Origin of the sequence: Pseudomonas sp. TWI923 (assembly GCF_039673365.1) — a bacterium.
In the GTDB taxonomy this organism is placed as follows: domain Bacteria; phylum Pseudomonadota; class Gammaproteobacteria; order Pseudomonadales; family Pseudomonadaceae; genus Aquipseudomonas; species Aquipseudomonas sichuanensis.
This window is the reverse complement of record NZ_JBDJLM010000037.1, coordinates 1-12106: the sequence shown is the minus strand read 5'-3', so window position 1 is coordinate 12106 and position 12106 is coordinate 1. Positions and strand designations below refer to the sequence as shown.

Below are 12106 nucleotides of genomic sequence, written 5' to 3'. Positions count from 1 at the left end.
ACCTCAAGGAACCGATAGCATGAGCCAGCCCCATTCCCCCCAGCAGGTCCACGACCTCATCGGCGTGGGCTTCGGCCCTTCCAACCTGGCCCTGGCCATTGCCCTGGAAGAACTCGCCGAAACCCACGGCCACGCCCTCGATGCACTGTTCATCGACAAACAGAGCGACTACCGCTGGCACGGCAACACCCTGGCCACCCAGAGCGAGCTGCAGATCTCCTTCCTCAAGGACTTGGTGTCGCTGCGCAACCCCACCAGCCCCTACAGTTTCGTCAACTACCTGCACCAGAAGCAGCGCCTGGCCGACTTCATCAACCTGGGCACCTTCTATCCCTGCCGCCTGGAGTACAACGACTACCTGCGCTGGGCCGCCGAGCACTTCGCCACCCAGGCCCAGTACGGCGAAGAAGTGACCCGCATCGAGCCAGTGCTGGACGCCGGCAAAGTGCGCCAGCTGCGGGTTATCTCGCGTGACGCCCAGGGCCGCGAACACGCCCGCCTGAGCCGCGCGGTTGTAGTCGGCAGCGGCGGCACGCCCAAGGTCCCGGACAGTTTCCGCGCCTTCAAGGATGACCCACGGGTGTTCCACCACTCCACCTACCTGAGCAGCCTGGCCACCCTGCCCTGCAACCAGGGCAAGCCGATGCGCATCGCCATCGTCGGCTCCGGGCAGAGCGCCGCCGAGGCCTTCATCGACCTCAACGACAGCTTCCCCTCGGTCAAGGTCGACATGATTGTGCGCTCCAGCGCCCTCAAGCCCGCCGACGACAGCCCGTTCGTCAACGAGATCTTCGCCCCGGACTACACCGACCTGGTGTTCAACCAGGAACAGGCCGACCGCCAGAAGCTGATCGCCGAGTACCACAACACCAACTACTCAGTGGTCGACATCGACCTGCTCGAACGCATCTACGGCATCCTCTACCGCCAGAAGGTCGCCCACCAGTACCGCCACGCCGTGCTCTGCCGCCGCCAGGTGCAGGCCGCCACCGCCACCGCCGAAGGCATCGAGCTGACCCTGCAGGACCTGGCCACCCAGCAGTCGCAGACCCACCGCTACGACGCGGTGATCCTCGCCACCGGCTACGAGCGCCGTTCGCACCGTGACCTGCTGGCCCCGCTGCAAGGCTACCTGCAGGACTTCAGCGTCGAGCGCGACTACCGCGCCCTGAGCAGCGCCGAGCTGCAGGCGCCGGTGTACCTGCAAGGCTTCTGCGAAACCAGCCACGGCCTGAGCGACACCTTGCTGTCGGTGCTGCCAAGCCGCGCGGCGGAAATCGGCGAATCGCTGTACAAGGCGCTGGCGCAGCACGCCGAGGCCGTGCCCCTGCACGCAGCCGCCATTGCCCTCACCCGCGCCTGACAGGAAGCCTCCATGAGTCCTCAACCTCCCGGGGCGCTGCGCCAACTGCTGGGGCTGCTGCGCCCGTTCTGGCCGACGGTGACCATCGCCACCCTGCTGGGCATGCTCGGCGGCCTGAGCATCACCGCGCTGCTTGCCACCATCAACAATGGCCTGCACAGCGACGGCGGCTTGCAGCAAGGCGTGGTGCTGGCCTTCATCGGCCTGTGCGTGGTGGCGCTGGTCAGCAGCATCTGCTCGGACATCGGCACCAACTATGTGGGCCAGCATGTGATCGCCGCGCTGCGCAAGCAGCTGGGCGAGAAGGTGCTGGCCGCGCCGATCGAGCAGATCGAACAGTACCGCAGCCATCGGCTGATCCCGGTGCTCACCCATGACGTCGACACGGTCAGCGACTTCGCCTACGTGTTCGCCCCGCTGGCCATCTCCCTGACCGTGACCCTGGGCTGCCTGGGCTACCTGGCCTACCTGTCGCTGCCGATGTTCCTGCTGGTGCTGCTGGCCGTGGGTGTCGGCAGCGTCATCCAGTACGCCGCACGGGCCCGCGGCATCCGCGGCTTCGTCGCCGCCCGCGACGCCGAGGACCAGTTGCAGAAGCACTACCAGGCCATCGCCGAGGGCGCCAAGGAGCTGCGCATCCACCGCACCCGCCGCCAGCGCATGCTCAACCACGGCATCCGCGAGACCGCCGATGGCATCCGCGATACCCAGGTGCGCTCGATCAACACCTTCGTGATCGCCAAGAGCCTGGGCTCGATGCTGTTCTTCCTGGTCATCGGCCTGGCCTTGACCCTGCAATCGATGTGGCCGGCCAACGACAAGTCGGTGATCAGCGGCTTCGTCCTGGTGCTGCTGTACATGAAAGGCCCGCTGGAGCACCTGATCACCACCTTGCCGATCATCAGCAAAGCACAGATCGCCCTGCGCCGCATCGCCGAGCTGTCGCAGCGGTTCAGTTCGCCCGAGCCGCACCTGCTGCTGGAAAACGCCCCCCAGGCCAACCACAAGGCGCTGCACAGCCTGGAGCTGGTCGACGTCACCTACACCTACCCGACCAACCCCGGCATCGAGCCGTTCACGGTCGGGCCGGTGAGCTTCAAGGTCAAACCCGGCGAGATCCTGTTCATCGTCGGCGGCAACGGCTGTGGCAAGACCACCCTGATCAAACTGCTGCTGGGGCTCTACGAACCCCACCAAGGGCATGTCGCGGTCAATGGCCAGCCCGTGGTGGCCAGCAACCGTGACGATTATCGCCAGCTGTTCACCACGGTGTTCGCCGACTACTACCTGTTCGACGAAGTCATCGGCGGTGCACAGGCCACCCCGGACGATGCGCAGAAGTACCTGGCGCGCCTGCAACTGGCGCACAAGGTGCAACTGCTTGACGGCGCCTTCAGCACCACCGACCTGTCCACCGGCCAGCGCAAGCGCCTGGCCCTGCTCAACGCCTGGCTGGAAGGGCGCCCGGTGCTGGTGTTCGACGAGTGGGCCGCCGACCAGGACCCGACCTTCCGGCAGGTGTTCTACACCGAGCTGCTGCCCGACCTCAAACGCCTGGGCAAGACCATCATCGTCATCTCCCACGACGACCGTTACTTCCCGGTGGCCGACCAGTTGCTGCGCCTGGAGCGCGGCAAAGTGGTCGCCGACGCACAAACCGCCTGACCCCCGCAGGCCTTCTCCCGGGGCTGCCTGGCAGCCCCACCTCCCCCTTGCAACCACTGCGCTAGACCGCTTGCCGGCGAACACCGGCGCCGTCACGCCACCCTCATTTCAGCTCTTTTCATTTTTTTTTCACAAATCCATCCGGTTTTTCATCGCTCGTTCGTTTCATTGAAAGCTAATAAAAACTATTCCCACTTAACATACCGGAGCATCCACACGTGCAGTCCCGCCCTACCCTTTCACCGCTTGCCCGCGCCTTGTACCTCCGACGCTCCCTGTCCTTGGGTCTGCCTGCCGCTGTGATGGTCTCGGCACTCGGGACCTCGCTGGCAGCCCAGGCACAGAGCCAGACCTACGAATTCAACATCGGCGCACAGTCCCTGGCCAGCGCGCTGATGCAACTGGCCGACCAGACCGGCCTGCAGGTGCTGTACAGCCCCGACACCCTCGGCAACCTCAGCACCCCGGGCGTACGTGGCCGGCTCAGCGTGGACCAGGCCGTTCGCCAGCTGCTGGGCGGCACCCAACTGCATTACACCCTCGACGGCAGCACCCTGACGGTGCTCGGCCAGGACAACGCCGGCGCCATGACCCTGGACGCCAGCGTGGTGTCCTCCACCCGCGTCGACGACTCGCCGTGGGGTGAAACCAAGGGCTACGTCGCCCGCCGCACCGCCACCGGCACCAAGACCGACACCTCGATGCTGGAAAACCCCCAGGCCATCTCGGTGGTGACCCGCGAGCGCATGGACGACATGGGCGTGCAGCGCCTGGACGAGGCACTGCGCTACACCTCCGGCGTGCGTTCCGACTCCGGCGGCGCCAACAACGCCGCCGACAACATCTACCTGCGCGGCTACGCCATTTCCTTCACCTACCGCGATGGCCTGCGCCTGCGCCCGCTGGGCTTCTTCGGCATGTTCAGCGAAGAGCCGTACGGCATGGAGCGCGTCGAAGTGCTCAAAGGCCCGACCTCGATCCTGTACGGCCAGGCCGATCCCGGCGGCATGGTCAACTCGATCTCCAAGCGCCCCACCGACTATGACCGTGGCGAGTTCGGCCTTTCCGCCGGCACCGGCCACCGCCGCCAGGCCAAGTTCGATGTCAGCGGCGCCCTGAACGACGAAAAGACCCTGATGTACCGCCTGGTCGGCCTGGGCCGCGAGGCCGATGGCCTGTACGACCACACCGACGACGATCGCGGCTACATCGCCCCCAGCTTCACCTGGCGCCCCAACGACCAGACCAGCCTGACCGTGCTGGCGTCGTACCAGAAGAACAAGGCCCTGGCCCCGACCACCATCCCCTGGGCCGCCGTCAACGGTTCCAGCCCGTACGGCAAGGTGCCCATGGACCGCTTCGTCGGCGAGCCGAGCTTCGACTTCGAGGAAGTCGAAAGCACCTCGCTGGGCTACGAGTTCAGCCATGAGTTCAACGACACCTGGACCGTGCGCCAGAACGTGCGCTGGAGCGACTTCGACAACCAGGAGAACTACCTGGCGCGCTCCTTCGGCCTGAGCTCGACCGGCCTGATCACCGGCCCCGATGGCGTGCCCGGTGCATCGATCAACCGCCAGTGGCAGATCCGCCACGCCTACGGCAGCCACCTGGCACTGGACAACCAGTTGCAAGCCAGCTTCGACACCGGCCCGATCTCCCACACCGCACTGTTCGGCATCGACTACAGCTGGAGCAAGTCGGTGCGTAACGAGCGCTGGGGCAATGCAACGCCGATCAACGTGTTCGACCCGACCTACGGCAGCCCGGTGGACACCTCGGTCAACGCCAGCTGGGTCAACAACCTGCAGCGCAGCACCCAGGTCGGCTACTACTTCCAGGACCAGCTCAAGTGGGACCGCTGGGTGCTGACCGTGGGCGGCCGCGAAGACCGCGCACGCACCCAGACCGAAGACCGCTTCACCGACATCGAGACGGCCGACCAGCACTGGCGTGACTTCACCGGCCGCGCCGGCCTGGTCTACCTGTTCGATAACGGCTTTGCGCCGTACGTCAGCTACAGCGAGTCGTTCAACCCGGTCGTAGGCACCACCGGGCCTGCCCGCGGCAGCAAGCCATTCGAGCCGGAAACCGCCAAGCAGTACGAAGTGGGTGTGCGCTACCAGCCACCAGGCACCGACACCCAGATCACCTTGTCGGTCTACGACCTGACCAAGCAGAACGCGGTCACCACCGACCCGCAAGACCTGTTCAACAGCATCCAGACCGGCGAAATCCGCTCCAAGGGTGTGGAACTGGAAGCCATCACCACCGTGATGGACGACCTGAAGTTGACCGGCTCGCTGTCCTACAGCGACGTAAAAGTCACCAAGAGCAACGACGGCAACGAAGACAAGCGCCCGTTCAAGGCGCCGGCCAAGCTGGCCTCGCTGTGGGCTGACTACGCCATCCCGTTCGACCCGCTGCAGGGCCTGAGCGTCGGTGCCGGCGTGCGCTACACCGGCTGGACCTTCGGCGACAGCATGAACACCTTCAAGGTCCCGTCCTACACCCTGTATGACGCCGCCGTGCGTTACGACCTGGGCAAGCTCGACCCGAGCCTGCGCGGGGCCCAGGCCGCCGTCAACGTCAACAACCTGACCAACAAGTACTACGTGGCCTCCTGCTTCTTCTACCAGGCGTGCAACCTGGGTGAAGGCCGCAGCGTGGTCGCCGAGCTGACTTACAAGTGGTAAATCCCCCGCGTCACCGGTCCCCTGCCTGAGGCAGGGGGCTTGCTCTTCAGGCCCGCTCACGCTGATTGTGAGGGTGCCGATTTCACTGATTCATCCCGCATAGCCGGGGCCGCTACGCGCCCCATCGCGACACAAGGCCGCTCCCACAGAAGATTGCGATCCCCCTGTAGGAGCGGCCTTGTGCCGCGATGGGCTGCAAAGCAGCCCCACGATCTGAAAAGCTGCGCTATCCCTCAAGCCACCCTGGCCGAGGCCCAGTCCAGCAGCCCGGCATAAATCGCCCCAACCTCTTCCACCATGCCCGACATCCGCAAAAAGTCGTGGGTCAGCCCTTCGGCCACCTGCAGCGTCAATGCATTGCCCTGCTCACGCAGCGCCTGGGCGTACGCCAAACCCTCATCAAACAGCGGATCGTACTCGGCCACCGCCAGGTAGGCCGGCGCCAGGCCGCTCAGGTCGGCCTGCAACAACGGCGACACCCGCCAGTCATCGGCACGCCCCGCAGTACCCAGGTACTGCTTGTAGAACCAGCGCAGGGTCTCGGTCTCCAGCAGGTAGCCCTCGGCATACTGCTGATGCGAAGCACGTTCACGGCTGATATCGGTCACCGGGTACAGCAGCAACTGCCCCTTGGGCTGCAGTTGCAGGCGCTCGGGCTCGCGTGCCGCGATGATCGCCAGCACCGTGGCCAGGCTGGCGCCGACACTGTCGCCGGCAAAGATCACCCGCCCAGCGTCCAGTTGCAGGGCCTGGGCCTGCCCGGCCAGCCAGTTGGCCGCACCGCGCACATCGTCCAGCGGCCCCGGGAACGGGTGCTCCGGGGCACGCCGATAGGCCGGCGCGAACACCGCAAAGCGCCCACCGGCGGCCAGGCGACGGCAGATCGAGTCATGGGAATCGAGGCTGCCGACCACGTAACCGCCACCGTGCAGGTAGAAGATCACCGGCAGCGCCCCTTGAGCGCCCTGTGGCCGGTACAGCCGCGCGGCGAGCACCTGGCCATCGTCCAGCAGCACTTCGTGGGCAGTCACCTGCAGGTCGCCCGGCGGGGTCGGGTCGAGAATGTCCGAGGCCTGCTCGAACACCTCGCGCGCCTGGTCTACAGGCAGTTCGTGCAAGGCACGGGTGGCGCCGCTCAGGCGGCCCAGTTCGGCCAGTTCGAGGAACACGGCCAGGTCAGGATGCACAGGCATCATTCAATCCTTCAACGATGAAAAGAACCGGGCCCTGTAAACAGGGCCCAGGGGTATCAGCCGGCGATGGTCTCGAGGCTGCCAAGGTACTCATGCACAGCCCGCAGCAGGGCCGCATGGCGTGGGATGGCGAAGTGCGTGGTGTTCAGCCAGTGACGTTGCGCCACCTGGCCCAGCCCGGCCTCGAACGCCGCCACCGCCGCCTGGCTGGCCGCGTCACCGGCCCACCAGCAGTGGATTGGCACATCCAGCGTAGGCAAGTCGCCCTGCTGTTCGCTGAGCGCTTTCAGGCGCATGGCCACCACGAAGCCCTGGGCCAGGTCCTGTGCATCGAAGCCCGTGGCGCTGGCCAGCTGTGCCTGCGCCTGGCCGATCGTCTCGGCCAGTGGCGTCACCTGCAACGGCTGCGGGCAAACCACGGCCGGCAACTGTTCGGCCTCGCACTGCAGGGTCACGGCCAGGAAACTGCGCAGCTCCTCGTCATCACCGACCAGGCTGGCGCCCTGCCCCGGGATGAAGCTGTCGACCAGGCCGACGAAGCCGACCTCCTGGCCCTGGCGCCGCAGCTCTTCGGCCACCAGCACCGCGAGCGTGCCACCCAGCGACCAGCCCAGCAGCAGGTACGGGCCATCGGCCTGTTTCTGGCGAATGTACTGGGCATAGTCGATGGCCATGCCCTGCAGCGAATCATCCTGCCAATCACGGTCCAGCAGCATGCGGCACTGCAACCCGTAGACACTGTGGCGCCCCTCCAGCTGGCGAGCCAGCGGCTCGTAGTCGAACACCGTGCCGAAGCCGGCGTGCAGGCAGAACAGCGCCGGGCGCGCCGGGCTTGGGCTGTTGAGCAACAGCAGCGGGTCAAGCACGGCCTCCTGCTGCTCGTCATAGCCACTGAGCTGAGCAATGGTCGGCCGGGTCATCAGGTCGCGCAGCTTCAGCTCCAGGCCCAGGTCGCTGCGCCCGCGCAGCTTGCCGAGCACCTTGAGGATGCGCAGCGAGTCGCCGCCCAGCTCGAAGAAGTTGTCGGTCACGCCAACCCGTTCGACCCCCAGCACCTCTTGCCAGACCTCCACCAACGCCCGTTCGGCGAAGTTGCGCGGCGCCTGGTAATGGCGTTCACTGGCGCCCGGCTGTGGCAGGGCCTTGCGGTCGACCTTGCCATTGGGGTTCAGCGGCAAGGCATCGAGCACCATGATCCGGCTCGGCACCATGTAGTCCGGCAGCTGCGCCTGCAACGCTTCACGCAGGGCCTGCTCCGCCGGGCCATCTGCTGCGGTCACCACGTAGCCCAGCAACTGGTCGCCGCTGTCCTCGCGACGGGCGATCACCACCGCGTCACGCACCCCCGCTTGCTGGCGCAGGCGCGCTTCGATCTCGCCCAGCTCGATGCGGAAACCACGCACCTTGACCTGGTTGTCCAGGCGGCCGAGGTAGTCGAACACCCCGTCGGCCCGCTGGCGCACCAGGTCCCCGGTGCGGTACAGGCGCCCACCGGCGCTGAACGGGTCGGCCACGAAACGCTCGGCGGTCAGCCCCGGGCGGGCGTGATAACCCCGCGCCACGCCCTCGCCACCGATGTACAGCTCACCGGCCACGCCGGTCGGCAGCGGGTTGAGGTGGGTGTCGAGCACATACAGAGTGCGCTCGCCGACCCGGGTGCCGATCGGCGCATAGGCAGCCTCGCAACGGGCGTCGGCAGCGACCTTCCACAGCAGCGGCGTGACCACCGTTTCGGTCGGGCCGTAGCCGTTGGTCAGGCAGCGCGGGCGCAGGTTGCGCCGCACCAGGTCGAAGTTGGCCTGGGCCACCGCGTCACCGCCAAAACAGTAGATGTCCACCGCCGGCGGCTGACGGCCTTCGGCGAACTCGGCCAGTTGCTGCAGGTAGGCCGGCGGGAAGCAGGCGATAGTGATGGCCTGCTCGTGCAGCACCTGCCAGGTCTGCTCGGCGGTCCACAGCTGGTTGTCGCGCAGCACCAGGCAGCCACCGCGCAGCAGGGTCGACAGCCAACGCTCCTGGGCACCGTCGAAGGCGAACGACATGAACAGCAGCTCACGGGTGTGCGGGCCCATCTCGTAACGCTCGGCGATCGCCGCGCAATGCATGGCGATACCACCCTGGGACACCGCCACGCCCTTGGGCTTGCCGGTGGAACCCGAGGTGTAGATGAGGTAGGCCAGGTTGCCCGGGCGTGCGCTCGACACCACCGCCTGCGCGGCGCTCGGCAGCGACACGGTGTCCAGCTCGATGCACAGCGCCACCGCCGTGTCGCCCAGGCGGGCACTGACGCGGCTCTCGGTAATGAGCACACTCATCGCCGAGTCCTCGATGATCCAGTCCAGGCGCTCACGGGGGTAGTCGATGTCCAGCGGCACATAGGCCGCACCGGTCTTCATCACCGCATAGAAGGCCACGATCATCTGCACCGAGCGCTCCAGCGCCACACCCACGCGGGTCTCCGGCCCGACGCCGGCGGCCAGCAGGCGTGTGGCCAGTGCCGCAGCGCGTTGCTCGAGCTGCCCATAGGTGAGGCTCTGGCCTGCGCAGGTCACGGCTTCGGCATCAGGGCGCAGGGCGGCCTGGCGGGCAATGGCATGCACCAGCAGCGGCTCAGGTTCGCCGGCGGCCAGCACGTTACCGCGTTGCAGCCCATCACAGGCCTGGGCATCGAGCACGCCCAGGCTGCCCAGGGTCGCCTGGGCATCGTCGAGCATGGCCAGCAGCAGCACTTCGAAGCTGCTCATCACCTGGGCGCAGGCCGCTTCGGTGAAGCGCTCGCGCAGGTAGAGGAACTCGATGGACAGCGTGCTGCCCAGGCTGACCGCCAGGTCCATGGCGTAGTTGGTCACGTCGCGGCCCTTGACCTCGCCGAAGCGCAACTGATCGTCACCGGCATCGGCCAGGCGCTCGTCGATCGGGTAGTTCTCGAACACCACGATGCTGTCGAACAGCGCCTGTCCGCCCTGCCCTGACCAGCGCTGGACATCCGCCAGCGACGCGTGCTCGTGATCGCGGGCCTCCAGGTTGTAGGCCTGCAATTGCGTCAGCCACTCGCCCACCGACAATTGCGGGTCGAGGGTCTGGACGATCGGCAAGGTGTTGATGAACAGGCCAAGCATTTCGTCGGCCCCCGCCAGGCTGGCCGGACGGCCCGCCACCACGGCGCCGAAGCACACGCTCGACTGCCCGCTGTAGCGCTGCAACAGCAGCAGCCAGGTGGCCTGGATCAGCGTGTAGCTGGTCACCCGCAGGCGTTGGGCCTGGGCCTTGAGGCGCGCCGTGGCGGCCGCGTCCCAGTTCAGGTACAGCGCGCCATGGCCGCTTTCGCCCGGTGCCGGCTGTGGCGCCAGGGTGCCGGCCAGCAGGGTCGGCCCGTCCAGGTCGGCCAGGCGTGCACGCCAGAACTGCTCGTCGGCCTCGGCCGACTGGCGCTGCAGCCAGTCGATGTAATCGCGGTAGCGCCCCTGGCGCTCCGGCAGTGCCTGCCCGGCGTAGGCCTGGAACACTTCGCCCAGCAGGCGCGAGGTGCTCCAGCCGTCCATCAGGATATGGTGGCTGGTCCAGATCAGCTGGTAGGCGTCCTCGGCAGTGCGCACCAGGGTGATCCGGGTCAGCGGCGCCTGCAGCAGGTCGAAGCCCTTGGCACATTCAGCCGCTGCCACGGCTTGCAGCGCCGCCGGGTCGGCCTCGCGGTCGCGCCAGTCGATCACCTGCAACGCCAGCCTGGCCTCGCGGCGCACCAGCTGTAACGGCTGGGCGAGGGTCGCGGCGGCGCAGAAACCGGTGCGCAGGATCTCGTGACGGGCGATCACCTGGTTCCAGGCCGCCTCGAAGCGCGGCAGGTCGAGCCCTTGCACCGGCACGCTGATCTGGTTGATGTACAGGTCGGCGCCACTGCTTTCCTGGGTGTGGAACAGCATGCCCTGCTGCATCGGCGACAGCGGGTAGATGTCCTCGATCTGCGCCAGGGGCACCGGCAGGCTGTCCAGCCCGGTCATGTCCAGGCCGGCCAGCGGGAAGTCCGACGGCGTCGCCGAGCGCTCCTGCAAGGTGCAGCAGTGCTCGACCAGGGCTTCCAGCTCGCGACCGTAGTCATCCGCCAGGCGTTGCACGGTGGCTTCGTCGAACATCTGCGTGCTGAAACGCCAACCCATGCTGAACTCGCCGCCGTACACCTGGCCATTGAGCGTCAGCCAGTTGCCCAGTGCCGCCAGCGGGCTCTGGTCCGGGCCCACGGCTTCGCCGGCCGGCACGAACAGCGCGCCGTCCTCGCCCGCAAAGCTTGCGTCGAACTGGCCCAGGTAGTTGAAGGTGATGCGCGGCACCGGCAGCGCTGCCAGGTCGGCCTGCACGCTTTCGTCGCCCAGGTAGCGCAGCGCGCCCCAGCCCAGGCCCTTGTCCGGGATCGCTCGCAGTTGCTCCTTGACCAGGCGCAGGTTGCTGCCCAGTGCCTCGCAGCGGCCCAGACGAACCGGGAACAGGCTGGTGAACCAACCTACCGTACGAGTCAGGTCCAGCGCGTCGAACAACGCCTCGCGGCCGTGCCCTTCCAGTTGAATCAGCGTGTCGTCACGCCCGCTCCAACGCCCGATGACTCGGGCCAGGGCGCACAGCAGCAGGTCATTGACCTGGGTGCGGTAGGCCGCCGGGGCCTCTTGCAGCAACTTGCGGGTGGTTTCCCGCGACAGCTGGGTGGCCACCGAACGGCCGTGCTGGTTGGCCAGGCTGCCTTCAGGGCGTTCGCACGGCAGGTCGGTGTCGACACCTTGCAGTTGCGCTTGCCAGTAATCCAGTTGCTGTTGCGCCGCGTCGCCTCGGGCGTAGTCCTGCAGTTGCCCCGCCCAATCGCGCACGCTGCTGGTGCGCGCTGGCAGTTGGGCTTGCGTACCTTGCTCGTAAGCCTGTTGCAGGTCCTCGAAGAGGATCCGCCACGACACACCATCCACCGCCAAGTGATGGATCACCAGCAGCAGCCGCTGTTCGCCTTGATACTCGGCCAGCACCGCCCGCAGCAGCGGGCCGCTAGCCAGGTCCAGGCTGGCCTGGGCTTCACGGCCCAGCGCCTCCAGTGCGGCGGCATCGGCCACCTCGCGGCGCCACAGCACGCTGCCTTCAGGCAGGCCGTGGTAGGTCGCCTGCCACTGGCCTTGCTCCTGCACGAAGCCCAAACGCAGCGCATCGTGGTGTTCCAG

Annotated in this window: 5 protein-coding genes; 3 read left to right on the top strand and 2 right to left on the bottom strand. The window is 67.0% G+C overall.

Going from position 1 to position 12106, the window contains the following annotated elements; translation table 11 throughout:
* The first annotated feature begins 19 nt into the window (after positions 1 to 19).
* The 3 genes from ABE459_RS15390 to ABE459_RS15380 all read left to right on the top strand — a co-directional run bounded on the left by ABE459_RS15390 (position 20) and on the right by ABE459_RS15380 (position 5721).
* A complete protein-coding gene (locus ABE459_RS15390) occupies positions 20 to 1363 on the top strand; it encodes a SidA/IucD/PvdA family monooxygenase (RefSeq protein WP_323831136.1) in 1344 nt (447 codons plus the stop codon).
* 12 nt (positions 1364 to 1375) lie between these two features.
* Positions 1376 to 3028, top strand: coding sequence for a cyclic peptide export ABC transporter (locus ABE459_RS15385; RefSeq protein ID WP_323831137.1), 1653 nt, complete (start codon positions 1376 to 1378; stop codon positions 3026 to 3028).
* A gap of 302 nt (positions 3029 to 3330) precedes the next feature.
* Complete coding sequence (locus tag ABE459_RS15380; RefSeq protein ID WP_323831138.1) at positions 3331 to 5721, top strand: TonB-dependent siderophore receptor; 2391 nt, start codon at positions 3331 to 3333, stop codon at positions 5719 to 5721.
* Between the two features lie 233 nt (positions 5722 to 5954).
* Here ABE459_RS15380 and ABE459_RS15375 read toward each other — a convergent pair whose 3' ends face one another.
* Complete coding sequence (locus ABE459_RS15375) at positions 5955 to 6914, bottom strand: alpha/beta hydrolase (RefSeq protein WP_323831139.1); 960 nt, start codon at positions 6912 to 6914, stop codon at positions 5955 to 5957.
* Positions 6915 to 6970: 56 nt separating this feature from the next.
* On the bottom strand, positions 6971 to 12106 hold a 5136-nt coding region (locus ABE459_RS15370), incomplete at its 5' end, for an amino acid adenylation domain-containing protein (protein WP_346648057.1).

Bases quoted from the DNA above. Each gene is read 5' to 3' on its own strand.
- ABE459_RS15380 (WP_323831138.1), top strand. From the start codon at position 3,331: ATGGTCTCGGCACTCGGGACCTCGCTGGCAGCCCAGGCACAGAGCCAG.
- ABE459_RS15375 (WP_323831139.1), bottom strand. From the start codon at position 6,914: ATGCCTGTGCATCCTGACCTGGCCGTGTTCCTCGAACTGGCCGAACTG.
- ABE459_RS15390 (WP_323831136.1), top strand. From the start codon at position 20: ATGAGCCAGCCCCATTCCCCCCAGCAGGTCCACGACCTCATCGGCGTG.
- ABE459_RS15385 (WP_323831137.1), top strand. From the start codon at position 1,376: ATGAGTCCTCAACCTCCCGGGGCGCTGCGCCAACTGCTGGGGCTGCTG.